The sequence below is a fragment of the Roseiarcus sp. genome (genome assembly GCF_049514155.1).
GTDB lineage: Bacteria > Pseudomonadota > Alphaproteobacteria > Rhizobiales > Beijerinckiaceae > Roseiarcus.
Genome location: NZ_JBEKVH010000002.1, coordinates 18,740 through 36,027 on the forward strand (window position 1 = coordinate 18,740; position 17,288 = coordinate 36,027).

Annotated in this window: 16 protein-coding genes; 14 read left to right on the forward strand and 2 right to left on the reverse strand. The window is 68.3% G+C overall.

Annotated elements, in window-relative coordinates:
- The first annotated feature begins 86 nt into the window (after nucleotides 1-86).
- From cpaB to ABSF49_RS00455, 8 genes are all read left to right on the forward strand, one after another.
- Nucleotides 87-890 carry a Flp pilus assembly protein CpaB gene (gene cpaB / locus ABSF49_RS00420; protein WP_424110647.1) on the forward strand — a complete coding sequence of 268 codons (804 nt, stop codon included), beginning with the start codon at nucleotides 87-89 and terminating at the stop codon, nucleotides 888-890.
- A 13-nt stretch (nucleotides 891-903) separates the two neighbouring features.
- Nucleotides 904-2,436, forward strand: coding sequence for a type II and III secretion system protein family protein (locus ABSF49_RS00425; protein WP_424110648.1), 1,533 nt, complete (start codon nucleotides 904-906; stop codon nucleotides 2,434-2,436).
- A 46-nt stretch (nucleotides 2,437-2,482) separates the two neighbouring features.
- Nucleotides 2,483-3,211 carry a CpaD family pilus assembly protein gene (locus ABSF49_RS00430; protein ID WP_424110649.1) on the forward strand — a complete coding sequence of 243 codons (729 nt, stop codon included), beginning with the start codon at nucleotides 2,483-2,485 and terminating at the stop codon, nucleotides 3,209-3,211.
- Nucleotides 3,212-3,213: 2 nt separating this feature from the next.
- A complete protein-coding gene (locus ABSF49_RS00435; protein ID WP_424110650.1) occupies nucleotides 3,214-4,482 on the forward strand; it encodes a CpaE/TadZ family protein in 1,269 nt (422 codons plus the stop codon).
- Between the two features lie 53 nt (nucleotides 4,483-4,535).
- The gene (locus ABSF49_RS00440) at nucleotides 4,536-5,960 is read left to right on the forward strand and encodes a TadA family conjugal transfer-associated ATPase (protein WP_424110651.1); all 1,425 of its coding nucleotides are present in this window, start codon (nucleotides 4,536-4,538) and stop codon (nucleotides 5,958-5,960) included.
- A gap of 22 nt (nucleotides 5,961-5,982) precedes the next feature.
- Entirely contained in the window at nucleotides 5,983-6,942 is a 960-nt protein-coding gene (locus ABSF49_RS00445; protein WP_424110652.1) for a type II secretion system F family protein, read from the forward strand.
- A 13-nt stretch (nucleotides 6,943-6,955) separates the two neighbouring features.
- Entirely contained in the window at nucleotides 6,956-7,933 is a 978-nt protein-coding gene (locus tag ABSF49_RS00450; RefSeq protein ID WP_424110653.1) for a type II secretion system F family protein, read from the forward strand.
- Nucleotides 7,934-8,043: 110 nt separating this feature from the next.
- Complete coding sequence (locus ABSF49_RS00455; RefSeq protein ID WP_424110654.1) at nucleotides 8,044-10,395, forward strand: ATP-dependent helicase; 2,352 nt, start codon at nucleotides 8,044-8,046, stop codon at nucleotides 10,393-10,395.
- A 7-nt stretch (nucleotides 10,396-10,402) separates the two neighbouring features.
- Here the strand turns inward: ABSF49_RS00455 and ABSF49_RS00460 are convergent, their stop codons facing one another.
- Nucleotides 10,403-11,290: a branched-chain amino acid aminotransferase gene (locus ABSF49_RS00460; RefSeq protein ID WP_424110655.1), complete on the reverse strand. Its 888-nt coding sequence runs from the start codon at nucleotides 11,288-11,290 to the stop codon at nucleotides 10,403-10,405.
- A gap of 122 nt (nucleotides 11,291-11,412) precedes the next feature.
- On the opposite strand from ABSF49_RS00460, the gene ABSF49_RS00465 reads away from it, so the two are divergent.
- Genes ABSF49_RS00465 through ABSF49_RS00475 form a run of 3 tightly spaced genes read left to right on the forward strand, consistent with a single transcriptional unit; the run spans nucleotide 11,413 to nucleotide 14,020 of the window.
- Complete coding sequence (locus ABSF49_RS00465) at nucleotides 11,413-11,940, forward strand: MarR family winged helix-turn-helix transcriptional regulator (protein ID WP_424110656.1); 528 nt, start codon at nucleotides 11,413-11,415, stop codon at nucleotides 11,938-11,940.
- Nucleotides 11,937-12,641: a response regulator gene (locus ABSF49_RS00470; RefSeq protein WP_424110657.1), complete on the forward strand. Its 705-nt coding sequence runs from the start codon at nucleotides 11,937-11,939 to the stop codon at nucleotides 12,639-12,641. The genes ABSF49_RS00465 and ABSF49_RS00470 overlap by 4 nt, the downstream gene beginning before the upstream one ends.
- Nucleotides 12,638-14,020 carry an ATP-binding protein gene (locus ABSF49_RS00475; RefSeq protein ID WP_424110658.1) on the forward strand — a complete coding sequence of 461 codons (1,383 nt, stop codon included), beginning with the start codon at nucleotides 12,638-12,640 and terminating at the stop codon, nucleotides 14,018-14,020. The genes ABSF49_RS00470 and ABSF49_RS00475 overlap by 4 nt, the downstream gene beginning before the upstream one ends.
- Nucleotides 14,021-14,294: 274 nt before the next feature.
- Here the strand turns inward: ABSF49_RS00475 and trxA are convergent, their stop codons facing one another.
- Nucleotides 14,295-14,621 (reverse strand): thioredoxin, encoded by a 327-nt coding sequence (gene trxA, locus ABSF49_RS00480; RefSeq protein ID WP_424110659.1) that lies wholly within the window; start codon nucleotides 14,619-14,621, stop codon nucleotides 14,295-14,297.
- Between the two features lie 166 nt (nucleotides 14,622-14,787).
- Here trxA and ABSF49_RS00485 point away from each other — a divergent pair, with 166 nt between their 5' ends.
- The 3 genes from ABSF49_RS00485 to ABSF49_RS00495 all read left to right on the forward strand — a co-directional run bounded on the left by ABSF49_RS00485 (nucleotide 14,788) and on the right by ABSF49_RS00495 (nucleotide 17,284).
- Nucleotides 14,788-15,684 (forward strand): TIGR01459 family HAD-type hydrolase, encoded by an 897-nt coding sequence (locus tag ABSF49_RS00485; protein WP_424110660.1) that lies wholly within the window; start codon nucleotides 14,788-14,790, stop codon nucleotides 15,682-15,684.
- Nucleotides 15,685-15,777: 93 nt separating this feature from the next.
- Nucleotides 15,778-16,224 carry a MaoC family dehydratase gene (locus ABSF49_RS00490; RefSeq protein WP_424110661.1) on the forward strand — a complete coding sequence of 149 codons (447 nt, stop codon included), beginning with the start codon at nucleotides 15,778-15,780 and terminating at the stop codon, nucleotides 16,222-16,224.
- Nucleotides 16,225-16,294: 70 nt separating this feature from the next.
- Entirely contained in the window at nucleotides 16,295-17,284 is a 990-nt protein-coding gene (locus tag ABSF49_RS00495; protein ID WP_424110662.1) for a bifunctional riboflavin kinase/FAD synthetase, read from the forward strand.
- Nucleotides 17,285-17,288: the final 4 nt, after the last annotated feature.

Sequence of the window (17,288 nt, forward strand, 5' to 3'; positions counted from 1 at the left end):
TGGATACGCCTGATTAACCGTAATTTGACGATTGGCGGGCCATATTGCCCTTGCGTAGCGTTTGAGGCGCGGAAGGGCCTGATTTCATGAACAAAGTGCAAATCGCCGTTCTCGGCGCGACCCTTGTCGCATTCGGCGGCGCTTATGTTCTCTTCAACAGCGCGCCTGCGCCGGCGCCGCAGCGCGTCGCCGAGGCGCCCAAGCTCTCCACCGACGAGGTCCTCGTCGCCGCCCAGGACATTCCGATGGGCACGGCGATCAGCGACGCTTCGGTCGCCTGGCAGATGTGGCCCAAAGCGGCAATCTCCGAACTCATGATCGTCAAGTCGTCAGGCCCCAACGCGATGGACGACGTCAAGGGCTCGCTCACCCGCGACGCATTCATCCGCGGCGAACCGATGCGCCGCGACAAACTGGTCAAGGCCGGCGCCGGCGGCTTCATGTCGGCGATCCTGCCTTCGGGCCTGCGCGCGGTCGCGATCAAGGTCGACAATGCCGGCGACGACTACGCCGGCGGCTTCATTCTGCCCAACGACCGCGTCGACGTGATCAAGATCTATCGCGACGACGAGGCGACCAAGGCGCGCGGCGTCGAAGTGCTCGGCGCCCAGACCATTCTCACCAACGTCAAGGTGTTGGCGATCGGCCAGGCCGTGCAAGAGGAGAATGGCAAGAAGGTCGTCGTCGGCGGCAATGCGACGCTGGAGCTCGATCCGCAGCAGGCCGAGCAGGTGATTCTCGCCGAACGCGCCGGCAACGCCAATTTGCATCTCGTGTTGCGCAGTCTCGTCGACAGCGCCGGTCCGGCCCAGACGGTCGGCGACCAGGACGCCAGCGGATCAGGCCTGACGATCGTGCGGTTCGGCGCGCCGCAAACGGCGGCGCAGTGACGATGAGGCGGCGATGGCCTTCGACATGACGGGGACACGACGAATGGATACGCTCGGCTTCGCGCGCCTGATCGCGCCGTCGGTCGCCCTTGCGGCGGCGCTGGCCGCCTTCACGCCGCAGATCGCGCTGGCGGGCGACGGCGCCACGCCCAATTCCTATGTCGTCGGGGCGGGTGAAGCGAGGAAGACGCTGCAGCTCGGCGTCGGCCGCTCGGTCATCGTCGATCTGCCGCAGGACGCCACGGAAATCTTCGTCGGCGATCCGAAGGTCGCCAACGCCGTGGTGCGCTCGGCGCGGCGCCTCTATGTCGCCGCAGTCGCCAACGGCCAGACGACCATCTTCGCCCTCGCCGCCGACGGCAGCAAGATCGCGGCGATCGAAGTGACGGTCGGCCGCGACATCGGCGAGCTTCAGGAGCTGCTCAACGTCGCGCTGCCGGGCAACGACATCACCGTCAAGACCGTCGCCGATTCGATCATCCTGATGGGCTCGGTCGCCTCAGCCGGCGAAGCGCAGAAGGCGCTCGACATCGCCAGCGGCTTCGTCGGCACCTCGGTGCTGGGCGGAGCCTCGAACGCCCCCCAGGCGGCGCCCGCCGCCGGCACGTCGATGCAAGTCAGCGTCGCGCCATCGGGAACCCCGCTGACCGGCAAGGTGATCAATTCGCTCACCATCCGCGGCCTCGATCAGGTCAGCCTGAAGGTGACGATCAGCGAAATCCGCCGCGACATCATCAAGCAGCTCGGCGTCAACATGGCCGGAACGGGCAGCGGCGCGAGCGGCTTCGCGACAACCAACCTGTTCAGCGTCAACCCCACGTCGCCGTCTTCGTCGGCGACGCTCGGCTGGGTCATGGGCGGCATGAACCTGTCGGCGACCCTCCAGGCGTTCGAGCGCCAGGGCGTCGCGCGCACCATCGCCGAACCGACGGTGACCGCGGTCTCTGGCGAGTCGGCCAAGTTCCTCGCCGGCGGCACGATCCCGGTTTCCAACGGCGAATCGTGCAGCGCCGGCACCTGCATGCTCAGCTTCATTCAGCAGCCCTATGGCGTGACGCTGAACTTCACCCCGATCGTCCTGTCGCAAAACCGCATTCAGCTCCACATCGCCACCGAGGTCACCGACATCGATTCGTCGCACACCATACTTGTCGCCGAAACTTCGATTCCCGGGTTCCGCACCCGCAAGAACGAAACGACGGTCGAATTGCCGTCGGGCGGCTCGATCGCCTCGGCCGGCCTGATTTCGGACCAGTCGCAGCAGGCGATCGACGGCGTTCCTGGCCTGATGAACATTCCGGTTCTCGGCAGCCTGTTTCGCTCGCGCGACTATCTGCGGCAGGAGACCGAACTTGTGATCATCGTCACGCCCTACATCGTTCACGCGATCGATCCCAACCAGGTGGTGCGTCCGGACGCCAATTTCAAAGACGCCAGCGATCCGCAGACGTGGCTGCTCGGACGCGTCAACCGCATCTATTCGACTTCCGGCGCCCTGCAACCCATGCCCGGCTATTCCGGCCGGGTGGGTTTCATCACCGACTGACGCGGACACGAAAGCCATGCCGTCCATCGCCAAGGAAAGCCTCCCGATGTCTTCGCTGCTTCCTCGTCGCTCCTCCGCCCGCCCGTTCAGCTGCGCGGCGTTGTTCGTCGCGGCGGCGACAACGCTGGTCGGCTGCGGCGTCAATTACGCCTCCAACGATTCGGTTCCGCCCGGGGACTACCACGCGCGCTATCCGATCGCTCTCGCGGAGGCGCCGACCGCCCTCGACGTCTATCCGACTGGCGACGCGCTCGACCAGCAGTCGATCGACAACATCCGCGCCTTCGCTCAACGCTACCGCGAGTTCGGCGATGGGCGGATCGCCATTCTCGCTCCGGCCGGCGAGCGCGGCCGCGACGGGCGGACGATCGACCAGATCCGACGCGCGTTGGCCGGCGCCGGCCTGCGCGGCTACGTCTCGGTCGGTTCCTATCCCGACGCCGCCGCGAACCGCGCTTCGCCGATCAGGCTGGTGTTTCAGGGCCTGAAGGCGACGGTGGCGGGGCAATGCGGCATTTGGCCGACCGACCTCGCCTCGGGCGGCACGATCGAAGGGTGGAAGAACGATTCCTACCCCAATTTCGGCTGCGCGACCCAATCAACGCTCGCCGCCGAGGTCGCCGACCCGCGCGATCTCGCGCAGAGCCGCGCCAGCGGCCCCGGCGACGTCTCGATGCGGCTGAGGGCGATCGGCGACGTGCGCAACGGCACAGACCCCGGAACCAACTGGGCGACCAAGCTCACGCCGATCGGCCAGGTTGGCGGGGGAGGTTGACGATGCGCGTTCAGGCAGTCGATTCCATCGATCCGTCGCAGCGGCCGGTCGCCATCCCGCAAATCGACCCGGTGCCGCGCGTGTCGATCCAGGCGTTCTGCGAGACGCCGGAGACCGCGGCGATCGTCCAGACCGCGATCGCCGACCGACGCATGGCCAAGACCCACGTCAAGCAGAATATGGGCGGCGCCGCAGCGGCGGTCGAAGCCTATCGCAGCGCGCCGACGCCCAACGTGGTCGTGCTCGAGGCGACCGCCAACCGCGAGCTGCTGATCGAGCAGCTCGAGGAGCTGTCGAACTTCTGCGACGCGGGCACCAGGGTCATCGTGCTCGGCCGGGTCAACGACATCGTCCTCTACCGGGATTTGATGGCGCGCGGCGTCAGCGAATATCTGGTCGCGCCGTTCACCGCGGTCGAATTCGTCCAGGCTGTCTCCAACCTGTTCCGCGCTCCCGGGGCCAAGCCGCTCGGCCGCGTCGTCGCCGTGATCGGCGCCAAGGGCGGCGTCGGCGCCTCGACCGTCGCCCACAATCTGTCGTGGGCGCTCGCCGGCGACCTGGAGTCGCCGACGATCGTCGCCGACTTCGACCTCGGATTCGGCACCGCCGGGCTCGACTACAATCAGGATCCGCCCCAGGGCGTCGCCGAGGCGGTGTTCGCTCCCGAGCGCGTCGACTCCAATCTGATCGATCGGCTGTTGTCCAAGTGCGGCGATCGGCTGCACCTGCTCGCCGCGCCGGCGACGCTCGACCGGGTCTACGACTTCAGCGAGACTTCGTTCGATTCGGTGGTCGACACCATGCGCGCCGCCGCGCCGTGGATCGTACTCGATCTGCCGCATGCCTGGACCGGCTGGACGCGGCGGATGCTGATCGCCGCCGACGAAGTGATCGTCGTCGCCGCGCCCGATCTCGCCAACCTGCGCAACGCCAAGAACATCATCGACACGATCCGCGGCGCGCGGCCCAACGATTATCCGCCGCGACTGGTCATCAACGGCCTCGGCATGCCAAAGCGGCCGGAAATCGCGCTCGCCGATTTCGCCAAGACGGTCGAGGCGGAGCCGTTCGCCGCCATTCCGCACGACCCCAAGCTGTTCGGCGCGGCCGCCAACAATGGCCAGATGATCGCCGAAATCGAGCCGAAGGGAAAAGTCGCCGAGACGTTCGGCGAACTCGCCGCCAAGCTCGCCGGCCGCGCCGAAGCGCGCGGCGCCAAGCGCGGCCTGTTCGATCCGTTTCTCGCCAAGCTGATGGGCAAGAAAGGTTGACCGCCGCCGGTCGCCGCGCCAGCCGGCGCGGACGCTGACGCAGGGAAAGAGAGATGTTCGGCAAGCGCTCCAATCCCGGCCTGAGCCCGGCGACGCCCGTCACGGTCGCGCCGCCGCCGCCGCGCGTCGAAGCGACCTCGCCCGCCGCCGCCGCGCCGGAGCCGGCCGTCCATAGCCAGCAGGAACGTCGCTCCGACGGCTATTTCCAGACCAAGTCGATGATTTTCGGCGCGCTGATCGAGGCGATCGACCTCGCGGCGTTGGCCAAGCTCGATCCGGAAAGCGCGCGCGAGGAAATCCGCGACATCGTCCATGAAATCGTCGCGATCAAGAACCTCGTTCTGTCGATCTCGGAGCAGGAAGACCTGCTCGACGACATCTGCAACGACGTGCTCGGCTACGGCCCGCTCGAGCCGCTGCTGGCGCGCGACGACATCGCCGACATCATGGTCAACGGCCCCAATCGGACTTTCATCGAAGTCGGCGGCAAGATCCAGTTGACCAATGTCCGGTTTCGCGACGCCGCCCAACTGATGAACATCTGCCAGCGCATCGTCAGCCAGGTCGGCCGCCGCGTCGACGAGGCCTCGCCGATCTGCGACGCGCGCCTGCTCGACGGCTCGCGCGTCAACGTCATCGCTCCGCCGCTGGCGATCGACGGCGCGGCGCTGACGATCCGCAAATTCAAGAAGGACAAGCTGACCCTCGACCAGCTCGTCCGGTTCGCCTCGATTTCGCCCGCTGGCGCGGAAATCCTCAAGATCATCGGCCGCGTGCGCTGCAACGTCATCATCTCCGGCGGCACCGGCTCCGGCAAGACGACGCTGCTCAATTGCCTCACCCATTACATCGAGCCCGACGAGCGGGTCATCACCTGCGAAGACGCGGCCGAACTGCAGCTGCAGCAACCCCACGTGGTGCGGCTGGAGACGCGGCCGCCCAACCTCGAAGGGGTTGGTCAGGTGACGATGCGCGATCTGGTGAAGAACTGTCTGCGCATGCGTCCCGAGCGCATCATCGTCGGCGAGGTGCGCGGTCCGGAAGCGTTCGACCTGTTGCAGGCGATGAACACCGGCCACGACGGCTCGATGGGCACGCTGCACGCCAACTCGCCGCGCGAGGCGCTGAGCCGTATCGAATCGATGATCACCATGGGCGGCTACTCGCTGCCCTCGCGCACCATCCGCGAAATGGTCGTCTCCTCGGTCGACGTCATCATCCAGGCGGCGCGCTTGCGCGACGGCTCGCGTCGCATCACCCACGTCACCGAAGTGATGGGGATGGAAGGCGACGTCATCATCACCCAGGACCTGTTCGTTTACGACATTCTCGGCGAGGACGCGCAGGGCAAGCTCCTGGGCCGGCATCGCTCGACTGGCGTCGGTCGGCCGCGTTTCTGGGATCGCGCGCGATATTTCGGCGAAGAGCAGCGGCTGGCGGCTGCGCTCGACGAGTCGGAAGTCCGCGTGGAGCCGTAGCGTTCGAGTCGAGGGCGGAGCGATGATAAACCACACGGTTCTTGCGGCGGGCCTGGCGATTTTCGCCCTCGGCGGGATGGCGTTCGTCTTCGCCGGCGGCAATTCGCGCGCCGACGTGCGACGCGCCTCGGTGCAGAAGACGGACGAGAAGGCCAACGCCGCCGTCGCCGATCGCGCCGCCAACAAGAAGAAGATCTCCGAGAGCCTCAAGGACCTCGAAAAGAAGTCGAAACGCAAAGGCCCCGACCTCGCCACCCGCATCGCCCAGGCCGGCCTGCCGATCGACAAGCGGCAGTTCCTGATGATCTCGGCGGCGGTCGCCGTCGTGGTTACGCTCGCCGTCTTCATCAAATCGGGCAGCCTGCCGCTCGCCGGGCTGGTCGGCCTGATGGCCGCGCTCGGCCTTCCCAACCTGGTGCTGTCGCGGCTGCGCATGCGGCGCATCAACAAATTCGTCGACATCTTCCCCAACGCGCTCGACATTATCGTGCGCGGCGTCAAGGCCGGTCTGCCGCTCGGCGACACGCTGAGGATCATCGCCAACGAATCGCCCGAGCCGGTGCGCTCCGAATTCCGCAAACTGGTCGAAGCGCAGGCGCTCGGCCTGCCGCTTCCCGAGGCGGCGGAAAAGCTCGCCGAGCGCGTGCCGATCAGCGAGACCAATTTCTTCTCGATCGTCATCGGCATCCAGAGCAAGTCGGGCGGCAACCTGTCCGAAGCGATCGGCAACCTGTCGCGCACTCTGCGCGAGCGCAAGAAGATGAAGGGCAAGATCAAGTCGATGGCGATGGAGGCGAAGGCCTCGGCGGCGATCATCGGCGCGGTGCCGTTCGTCGTCACCACGCTGCTCTACCTCTCTTCGCCGAAATACATCAGCCTGCTGTGGATGACCCAGCACGGGCGCATCGTCGCCGCCATCGCCTGCTTCTGGATGAGCATCGGCGTGGTGATGATGCGCAAGATGATCAGTTTCGACTTCTAGGCGGAGACAGGCGATGCTCGATCTGGTCATCGACAGGCTCGGCGACGGGCACTTCATGGCGTTCCTGCTCGCCGCGCTCGGCTGCGCGGCGACGGCGCTGACCGTCGTCGTGCCGATGCTGCAGACCGACAATCTGTCGCGCCGCATCCGCGCGGTCTCCGACGAGCGCGAGCGCATCCGCCAGCGCGAGCGCGAACGCCTCGCCGCCAAAGACAACCGGACCCAATTGCGGTCGCGCCCGAGCTCGATGCTCAAGCGGCTGGTCGACACGCTCAACCTGACGAGTTGGCTGAGCACCGAAACGGCCAAGGAACAGCTGGCCAAGGCCGGCTTCCGCGGCGCCGGGGCCGAATACGCCTTCGTCGCCGGCCGTCTCATCGCCCCGATCAGTTTCGCGATCATCGCGGCGGTTTACATCTTCGGCTTCGCCGATTGGCAGCAGCCGCTGGCGATCAAGCTCGGCGGCGTGATGGCGGCGGTCTACCTCGGCGTCAAGGCGCCGGAGATTTATCTGCGCAACGCCACCACGAAACGCCAGAAGTCGATCGAGCGCGCTTATCCCAACACGCTCGACCTGATGCTGATCTGCGCCGAATCGGGCATGTCGATCGAGCACGGGGTGCGCAAGGTGAGCGGCGAAATCGGCGTCGAAAGCGTCGAAATGGCCGAAGAGCTGACGCTGCTCTCGGCTGAAATGTCGTATCTCCCGGACCGACGCACCGCATTCGAGAATCTCAACGCCCGCACCGGCCTCGAATCGATCCGTTCGCTGACCACCGTGCTGATCCAGTCCGAACGCTACGGCACGCCGCTCGGCTCCGCGCTGCGCGTGCTCGGCCAGGAGAGCCGCGACCAGCGCATGAATGCGGCGGAGAAGAAGGCCGCGGCGCTGCCGCCGACCCTGACCGTGCCGATGATCCTGTTCTTCCTGCCCGGCCTGTTCGCGGCGATCCTCACCCCGGCGGCGATCCAGATCAACAACTGGAATTGACCCCAAGGCGAGCGGGGAAAACCGCTTCCCGCCGCTCGGCGCGGCCTTTTCTCGTCGCCTGGCGCGGCGATTCTCGTTGCCTGGCGCGGCCTGGCGAAGCATGATTCGCCATGGTCCGCGATTCCTCTCCAGCCCCGCTCTGGCCCGATCCCGTCGCGCCAGCGGCGGAGGCCCGGCTGTCGGCGCGCGCCGCCGCGCATCTCGGCGTCCGCTATCTCGCCGGCCTCAATCCCGAGCAGCGCCGCGCGGTCGAGGCGCTGGACGGGCCGGTGCTGGTGCTGGCGGGGGCCGGCGTCGGCAAGACGCGGGTGCTGACGACCCGCATCGCCCATCTCATCGCCGCCGGGCGCGCGCGGCCGCACGAGATCCTCGCCGTCACCTTCACCAACAAGGCGGCGCGCGAAATGCGCGAGCGGGTCGGATTGTTGACCGGCGTCGCCGACGGCCTGCCGTGGCTCGGCACCTTTCACTCGGTCGGCGCGAAAGTGCTGCGCCGCCACGCCGAACTGGTCGGCCTCAAGCCGAATTTCACCATTCTGGATACGGACGATCAGTTGCGCCTGCTCAAGCAGGTCCTGCAGGCCGAGAACGTCGACGACAAGCGCTGGCCGCCGCGCGCGCTGGCGGCGCTGATCGACCGCTGGAAGAACCGCGGCCTCGATCCCAAGCGCGCGCCGGCCGACGAATCGGCCGGCTTCGCCAACGGCCGCGGCGCGGCGCTCTACCGCCTCTATCAGGAACGGCTCAAGTCGCTCAACGCCGTCGACTTCGGCGATCTGCTGCTCGAAGGGCTGCGGTTGTTCCGCGAGCGGCCGGAAGTCCTCGCCGACTACCAGCGGCGCTGGCGCTATCTGCTGGTCGACGAATACCAGGACACCAACGTCGTCCAGTATCTGTGGCTGCGGCTGCTGGCCCAGGGCCATCGCAACCTGTGCTGCGTCGGCGACGACGACCAGTCGATCTACGGCTGGCGCGGCGCCGACGTCGACAACATCCTGCGCTTCGAGCGCGACTTCCCCGGCGCGACGGTGATCCGGCTCGAGCGCAACTACCGATCCGGCGGCCATATTCTCGCTGTCGCGGCCGGTCTCATCGCCCACAATCGCAACCGCCTCGGCAAGACGCTCTACACCGAGGCCGGCATGGGCGAGAAGCCGACGGTCGGCGGGCTGTGGGACAGCCAGGAAGAGGCGCGCGTCATCGGCGACGAGATCGAGGCGGCGCAGCGCGCCGGCACGCCGCTCAGGGAGATGGCGATCCTGGTGCGCGCCTCGTTCCAGATGCGCGAGTTCGAGGAACGGTTCATCGCGCTGGGCGTGCCCTATCGGGTGATCGGCGGCCCGCGGTTCTACGAGCGGGCGGAAATTCGCGACGCGCTCGCCTACCTGCGCTGCGTCGTCCAACCCGACGACGACCTCGCCTTCGAGCGCATCCACAACACGCCGCGGCGCGGCTTGGGCGAAGCGACGCTCAACCTGCTGCATGTCTATCGACGCAACGCCGGCGTTTCGCTGACCCGAGCGGCGCGGGCGATGATCGAGACCGAAGAGCTCAAGGCGCGGCCGCGCCACATCCTGCGCGATTTGCTGCGCGATTTCGATCGCTGGGCGGCGGCGGTCGAAACGACGCCGCACGACGAACTCGCCCAAACCATTCTCGAGGAGAGCGGCCTGATCGACATGTGGAAGGCCGAGCGCACCGCCGACGCCGAAGGACGGCTGGAAAACCTCAAGGAGCTCACCCGGTCGATGGGCGAATTTCCCAGCCTCGCCGCCTTCCTCGAGCACGTCTCGCTGGTGATGGAGGCGGAGAGCGGCGAGGGCGAGGATCGCGTGTCGATCATGACGCTGCACGCCGCCAAGGGGCTGGAGTTCGACGTCGTCTTCCTGCCCGGCTGGGAGGAAGGCCTGTTCCCGCATCAGCGCGCGCTCGACGAGAACGGTCGCGCCGGGCTCGAGGAAGAGCGTCGCCTCGCCTATGTCGGCCTGACGCGCGCGCGCCGCGCGGCGAAGATTTATTTCGCCGCCAATCGCCGCGTGCACGGTCTGTGGCAGAGCTCGGCGCCGTCGCGCTTCATCGACGAGCTGCCGGCCGATCATGTCGAGGCAGTCGGGGCCCAGGGCGGGCCCGAGGTCTTCGCCGCCGCGCGCTTCGATCGCGACCCGGCCTTCGCTTCGCGCTACGAGACGCCGGGCTGGCGGCGCGCCCAAGCTAATTCGGCCCAAGCCAATGCGGGCCAGGCCGACGCCGGGCGTGAGACGAAAGCGCCGCCGCGCGTCATCGAGGGCCGGGTCGTCGCCCGCGACGGGCCGTCGGCGCAGTTCGCCGTCGGCGCGCGGGTGTTCCACATCAAGTTCGGCAACGGCGACGTCGTCGCCGTCGACGGGCCGAAGCTGACGGTCGAATTCGACCGCGCCGGCCGCAAGATGGTGCTCGACAGCTTCGTCAGCGCGGTGGGGTGAAGGCGGCTCAGGCCGCCTTCGACTTCGGCGTCACCTCGGCGGCGTAATCGTCGATCAGCGCCGCGGTCAGCGCGCCGGGCGTGAACTTGCGCCCGGCGATTTCGCCGACCGGGGTCACTTCCGCCGCCGTGCCGGTGATGAAGCACTCGCTGAAGCCAGCCAGCTCTTCGGGCATGATGCGTCGCTCGGCGACTTCGACGCCGCGCCGGCGCGCCAGCTCGATCACCGTCTGGCGGGTGATGCCGTCGAGGAAGCAATCGGCGGTCGGCGTGTGGATGACGCCGTCCTTGACGAAGAAGATGTTGGCGCCGGTGCATTCGGCGACGCGGCCCTGCCAGTCGAGCATCATCGCGTCGGCGTAGCCGCGCCGCTCGGCGCGATGTTTGGAGATGGTGCAGATCATGTAGAGGCCCGCCGCCTTGGCGAGCGAGGGCGCGGTCGCCGGATCGGGCCGGCGATATTCGGCCAGGTCGAGGCGGATGCCCTTCATCCGCTGGGCGGGATCGAAATAGCTCGGCCAGTCCCACACCGCGATCGCGAGATGGATCTTGTTGTGCTGGGCCGAGACGCCCATCATCTCCGAGCCGCGCCAGGCGATCGGCCGCACATAGGCGTCGACGAAACCGTTCTTCTGCAGCGTCTGGGCCTTGGCCGCGTCGATCTCGGCGGCGCTGTAGGGCGCCTCGAAATCGAGGACGCGCGCCGAATGGCGCAGGCGCTCGGAATGCTGGGTCGATTTGAAGATCTTGCCGCCGTAGGCGCGCTCGCCCTCGAAGACGGCGCTGGCGTAATGGAGCGCGTGGGTCAGAACATGCGCTTTGGCGTCGCGCCACGGGACAAGCTTGCCGTCGTACCAGATCCAGCCGTCGCGATCGTCAAATGTCTGGGCCGCCATAGCGCGCTCCTTGGATTGGCCGGTTAGATTTTGATTTTATCCCGGCGCGGATTAAATAGCCCCGCAGGTCTGGCGGCAATGGCTAGCAGGAGCCGGGCAATATGTCAACATTGCTGACCTAAATGGCCGAACCGACGCGCATGGGCGGACGGGCCGCGACGTCTTCGGCCGCGGCGCGGGAGGAGGCGCCGCTCTACGAGCTGATCGAACTGCTGTTCTTCGCCTACCGCGATTTCGTCGGCGACGCCGATCGGCTGCTGGAGACCTTCGGTTTCGGCCGCGCCCATCATCGCGTGCTGCATTTCGTCAGCCGCCACCCCGGCTTGACCATCGCGGCGCTGCTCGACATCCTCAAGATCACCAAGCAGAGCCTCAATCGCGTGCTCAAGGAACTCCTCGCCAAGAATTTCATCGATGCGCGCGCCGGCGCGACCGACCGTCGGCATCGCCAGCTCTACGCCACCGAAGCGGGCGAAAAGCTCGCCCGCGACCTCGCCAAGCTGCAGACCCGCCGCTTCGCCGCCGCGCTCGACGAAGTTGGGCCGGGGGCGAAAGCGATGGCGTCGACGTTCCTGCAAGCGATGATCGACGCGCCGGAGCGCGAACGGGTGATGGCGCTGATCGCCTCCGGCCGGGGCGGCGCCAAATGAGCGCCGCCGAGCTCGCCGACGACGCCGCCCATCTGCTGGTGGTCGACGACGACCGCCGCCTGCGCGACCTGCTTTCGGCCTATCTGTCCAAGCACCGCCACCGCGTCACCGTCGCCGCCTCGGCCGCCGAAGCGCGCGGCTTCCTCGCCAACCTCTCCTTCGACCTGATCGTTCTCGACGTGATGATGCCAGGCGAAAACGGCTTCGCCTTCGCCGAAAGCCTGCGCAAGCGCTCCGACGTGCCGATCGTCATGCTGACCGCGCGCTCCGACGCAGCCGACCGGGTGCGCGGCCTCGAGATCGGCGTCGACGACTATCTCGCCAAGCCGTTTGAGCCGCGCGAACTGCTGCTGCGCATCGGCTCGGTTCTGCGCCGCACCCGTGCGCCGGCGCCCAAGAGCGACAGCGCGGTGGCGCGCTTCGGCCCGTTCACCTTCTCGCTCGAACGCGGCGAACTGCGCAACGGCGCCGAGATCGTCCGCCTGACCGAGCGCGAACGCGAGATCTTGCGCCTGCTGTGCGCGAGCGCCGGCGCCAGCGTGTCGCGCGAGGCGCTGTCGGGCGCCGGCGCGTCGGCGCAGGAGCGCACGGTCGACGTCCAGATCAACCGGCTGCGCCGCAAGATCGAGGTCGACCCCGCCAATCCGGTTTACCTGCAGACGGCGCGCGGATCAGGCTATCGCCTGCTCGCCGACGGATGATCGCCGCGGCGAGTTCGGCGCTCACCGCGCTTTCGCAGCTCCGCCGGGCCTGGCGCTGGGTCGCGCGCAGCGTCGCTGAGCTGTTGCCCAAGGGCCTCTACGCGCGCTCGCTGCTGATCGTCATCGTGCCGATGGTGCTGCTGCAGACCGCAGTCGCCTATGTGTTCATGCAGCGCCACTGGGACATCGTCACCCACCGCCTGTCGGCCGCCGTCGCCCGCGACGTGGGGGCGATGGTCGATCTCTACGGCGCCCTGCCGCCGGGGGTCGACGATCCCAAGCTGCACGCGATCGCCGCGCGCTTCCATATGGACGTCGAAACGCTGCCGCCCGGCCCGCTGCCGCCGAAGACGCCGGAAACCTTCTTCAACGTGCTCGATCCGCTGACCCGCGCCCTGCCGGAGGAGCTCGGCGCCCAGGTCAGGCTGCCGTTCTGGGTCGACACCGTCGGCCGCTCCGGGCTGATGGAAATCCGCGTCAACCTCGGCGGGCGGGTGCTGCGCTTCATCACCCGCCGCACGCTCGCCTACGAGCCGAACGTCCATATCTTCATCCTGTGGATGCTCGGCGCGTCGTTGGTGCTGGTGACGGTGGCGATCCTGTTCCTGCGCAACCAGATCCGGCCGATCCTCAGGCTCGCCGACGCGGCGGAGGACTTCGGCAAGGGCCGCGACGCCGAGTTCCATCCGCGCGGCGCGCGCGAGGTGCGCCAGGCCGGCTACGCCTTCATCGAGATGAAGCGGCGCATCGAACGCGCCACCGAGCAGCGCACGGCGATGCTCAACGGCGTCAGCCACGACCTGCGCACCATGCTCACCCGCTTCAAGCTGTCGCTCGCCGTCATCGACGAATCGGCCGAGGTCGAGCCGATGCAGAAGGACGTCGACGAAATGCAGCGCATGCTCGAGGGCTATCTCGCTTTCGCGCGCGGCGACGCCGGCGAGCCGACCGAGCTGACCGATCTCAGAGGCGTCCTCGACGGCTTGCGCGCCGACGCCGAGCGCCATGGCGCGCGCGTCGAAGTCGAGGCCAAGGGCGACCTCAACGTCAGGGTCAGGCCGATCGCGATCAAGCGCTGTCTCGGCAATCTGGTCGCCAACGCCGAGCGCCACGCCAAGACGATCGCGCTCAAGGCGGCGCGCGAGCAGCGCTTCGTCAACATCTGCGTCGACGACGACGGACCTGGCATCGCCCCCGAACATCGCGAGGACGTGTTCCGGCCGTTCCACCGGCTCGACGAGGCGCGCAACCAGGACGAAGGCGGCTCCGGCCTCGGCCTGGCGATCGCCCGCGACGTGGCGCGCTCGCACGGCGGCGAGATCACGCTGTCGACCAGCCCGCTCGGCGGCCTGCGCGCCTGCGTGCGATTGCCGATCTAGGCGCCTGCGGACGCGGTCATCGGCCGCGTCGACAGCCAAAAAACCTCCTCATCCCGAGCCGCCCGCGAAGCGGGCGAGTCGAAGGACGAGGAGGCGCTCGCTGCAAATCGTGGCGCGTCGATCCTCCTCGTCGTTCGAGACGCGCCGCTGGCGCGGCGCTCCTCACGATGAGGAGGATCGGTCGGCCTCTTTCCCAGAAGCGTCAACCTGGGCCGAAACGCAAAACGCCGGCTTGTCGCCGGCGTTCGCAAGGCCTGGAGATGGAGCGGTCCGATCAGAGCGAAGCGCTGATCCAGCGCGACAGTTCGCTCTTCGGGCCGGCGCCGGTCTTGACCGCGACGCGCTGGCCGCCCTTGAACACCATCAGCGTGGGGATCGAGCGGATGCCGAGTTCGGAGGCGATCCTCGGGTTCTCGTCGACGTTGAACTTGGCGATCTTGACTTTGCCCTGCATCTCGACCGCGATTTCCTCCAACGCCGGGGCGATCATGCGGCAGGGGCCGCACCACTCGGCCCAGAAGTCGACGACGACCGGCTCGCTGGATTTGAGGACGTCGGCGTCGAAGCTGGCGTCGGTGACTTTCGAGGTGTTGGCGGACATGGCGGCACTCCGGGCAAGCGCGGGCGGAATCGCGCCCTCAAGGATATCCAATAGGTAGGAACCCCTTGGAGCAGCGTCAAGACGACCTAGGACGGAGCCCGGGGGATGCGCGCCGCTTGATCCGCCCGCTTGACGCGGTCCTCCACGCAACCTAACCGCTTGCGCCATGGCCGCCGACATCGCAGACGATCCCATCCCGCTGATCGACGGGCTCGGCGCCTTGTCGGGCCGCTACGACGCGATCCTGTGCGACATCTGGGGCGTGCTGCACAACGGCCGCGACGCCTTCCGCCCTGCCTCCGAGGCGCTCGCCGCGTTCCGCCGCGACGGCGGGACGGTGGTCCTGATCACCAACGCGCCGCGCCCCAATCCGATCATCCGCGACCAGGCGCTCGCTTTCGGCGTCGCCCCGGAGGCTTTCGATGCGGTCGTCACCTCCGGCGACGTCGCGATCGGCATGATCGCCGCGCGCGGCGGCGCGCCGCTCCATCACATCGGCCCGCCGCGCGATCTGGCGCTGATCGCCGCGGCGGCGGAGCGCGGCGGCGTCGCGCCGGCGCTGGTCGGGCCGGACGAGGCGGCCTACGTCCTCTGCACCGGCCTGTTCGACGATTCGACCGAGACGCCCGAGGATTACGCCGGTCGGCTGGCGAGGCTCGCCGAGCGCCGGCTGCCGATGATCTGCGCCAATCCCGATCTCGTCGTCCATCGCGGCCACAAGCTCGTCTATTGCGCCGGCGCGCTCGCCGAGGTCTACGAGGCGCTCGGCGGCGAGACGATCTACGCCGGCAAGCCGCATCGGCCGATCTACAAAGCGGCGCTGGAGCGGATCGCGGCGCTGCGCGGCGCTCCGGTCGCGCCGGCGCGGGCGCTGGCGATCGGCGACGCCTTGCGCACCGACCTCGCCGGCGCCGTCGCGGCCGGGCTCGACGCCTTGTTCGTCGCCGACGGCATCCATCGCGGCGAACTCTATGGTTCCGGCGCGCCCGACGACGCGCTGCAGCGGCTGCTGGCGTCGCCCGCGCCGCGGCCGGTCGCCGCCATCCGCGCGCTCGTCCCTTAGCGAACAGGCCCACCGGCGCCAATGTCGAATGGCCGCGGCGGCGCGGAGCGGGCATAGTCGCCGCCAAGCCGCCAGCGCCAGGAGCGCGCCGCCATGCCGAGTCTGGGATTGCAGACCCTCTATTTCGAGGACCTCGCGCTCGGCATGCGCGAATCCCTGCGCAAGACGGTCGAGAGCGAAGACGTGGTCGGCTTCGCCGAACTGACCGGCGACCACAATCCGATCCATCTCAGCGACCATTTCGCCCGCAAGACCCGCTTCGGCGAGCGCATCGTCCACGGTCTCTACACCGCGAGCCTGATTTCGGCGGTGATCGGCATGCGCCTGCCGGGCCCAGGCTCGGTCTACATCTCCCAGACGCTCAACTTTCGCGGGCCGGTCAAAATCGGCGACGTGATCGACGTCAATGTCGAGGTGATTGAGCTTGTCGAGACGGGACGGCGGGTGCGGCTCAAGTGCGAGTGCCTGGTCGACGGCAGAGTGGTGCTCGACGGCGAGGGCGTGTTGAGCGTGCCGAAGGGCCAAGCGTCGGCGCCTTGACCCTGCCGGCGCCGCGAGGCAGTTTCCGCGCGCCTCAAACCAAAGTCGCGCCGCGGCGCCGGATGCAGCCTTGATTCAAGCCCCGACGAGATCCTTCGCGCTGGCGATCGACCCGGCGCGGCCGCCGGCCGGACTCGAACGAGCGGTCTACGCGGTCGGCAATTTCGACGGCGTCCACCGCGGCCACGCCGCGGTCATCGCCCGCACCCTGGCGCTCGCCGCCGAACGGGGCGCGCCCGCCGCCGTCCTCACCTTCGAGCCGCATCCGGCCGACTATTTCGCCGGCCGGCCGGTCGTCTTTCGCCTGACGCCGCTGCCGATCAAGGCGCACATCTTCCGCTCGCTCGGCCTCGCCGGCGCGGCGGCGCTGACCTTCGACGCGGCGCTCGCCGGCCTGACGGCGGACGAATTCATCGAACAGACGCTGGTGGCGCGGCTCGACGTCGGCGCGGTCGTGGTCGGCTGGGACTTCCACTTCGGTCGCGGGCGCGCCGGCGCGGCCGTTGATCTCGTGCGCGCCGGGGCGCGGCTCGGTTTCGCGGTCGAAATCGTCGAAAAGGTCGAGGCGCCGATCGACGGCCGCGCCGAAGTCGTTTCGTCCTCGGCGATCCGCCGCGCGCTCGAGCGCGGCGACGTCGAGGCGGCGGCGCGCGGCATGGGCCGCGACTACGTCGTCGCCGGGATCGTCGCTCCCGGCCAGCGGGTCGGCCGTACGCTCGGCGTTCCGACCGCCAATCTGGCGCTCGAGCCGACCAATCGGCTCGCTTTCGGCGTCTATGCGGTCAGGGCGGCGGTCGGCGGCAAGATCCACGGCGGCGTCGCCAGCTTCGGCGTGCGTCCGACGGTCAATTCCGGCGCGCCGCTGCTCGAGGTCCACCTGTTCGATTTTTCCGCCGACCTCTACGGTCGGGAGATGGAGGTCGCGTTCCTCGCCCGGCTGCGCGAAGAGCGCAAATTCGCTTCGCTCGACGCGCTGAAGGCGCAAATGGCGCTCGACCTCGCCGCGGCGCGCGCGGTCGTCGCGTCCCGCCCATTTGGCGATTCCGGCCAAATCATCTAATCCG

Coding starts and splice junctions, on each gene's coding strand:
- ABSF49_RS00430 (WP_424110649.1), top strand. CDS start 2,483: ATGTCTTCGCTGCTTCCTCGTCGCTCCTCCGCCCGCCCGTTCAGCTGC.
- ABSF49_RS00435 (WP_424110650.1), top strand. CDS start 3,214: ATGCGCGTTCAGGCAGTCGATTCCATCGATCCGTCGCAGCGGCCGGTC.
- ABSF49_RS00425 (WP_424110648.1), top strand. CDS start 904: ATGGCCTTCGACATGACGGGGACACGACGAATGGATACGCTCGGCTTC.
- ABSF49_RS00490 (WP_424110661.1), top strand. CDS start 15,778: ATGCCGAGTCTGGGATTGCAGACCCTCTATTTCGAGGACCTCGCGCTC.
- ABSF49_RS00465 (WP_424110656.1), top strand. CDS start 11,413: ATGGCCGAACCGACGCGCATGGGCGGACGGGCCGCGACGTCTTCGGCC.
- ABSF49_RS00470 (WP_424110657.1), top strand. CDS start 11,937: ATGAGCGCCGCCGAGCTCGCCGACGACGCCGCCCATCTGCTGGTGGTC.
- ABSF49_RS00460 (WP_424110655.1), bottom strand. CDS start 11,290: ATGGCGGCCCAGACATTTGACGATCGCGACGGCTGGATCTGGTACGAC.
- ABSF49_RS00440 (WP_424110651.1), top strand. CDS start 4,536: ATGTTCGGCAAGCGCTCCAATCCCGGCCTGAGCCCGGCGACGCCCGTC.
- ABSF49_RS00485 (WP_424110660.1), top strand. CDS start 14,788: ATGGCCGCCGACATCGCAGACGATCCCATCCCGCTGATCGACGGGCTC.
- ABSF49_RS00450 (WP_424110653.1), top strand. CDS start 6,956: ATGCTCGATCTGGTCATCGACAGGCTCGGCGACGGGCACTTCATGGCG.
- cpaB (WP_424110647.1), top strand. CDS start 87: ATGAACAAAGTGCAAATCGCCGTTCTCGGCGCGACCCTTGTCGCATTC.
- trxA (WP_424110659.1), bottom strand. CDS start 14,621: ATGTCCGCCAACACCTCGAAAGTCACCGACGCCAGCTTCGACGCCGAC.
- ABSF49_RS00455 (WP_424110654.1), top strand. CDS start 8,044: ATGGTCCGCGATTCCTCTCCAGCCCCGCTCTGGCCCGATCCCGTCGCG.
- ABSF49_RS00445 (WP_424110652.1), top strand. CDS start 5,983: ATGATAAACCACACGGTTCTTGCGGCGGGCCTGGCGATTTTCGCCCTC.
- ABSF49_RS00475 (WP_424110658.1), top strand. CDS start 12,638: ATGATCGCCGCGGCGAGTTCGGCGCTCACCGCGCTTTCGCAGCTCCGC.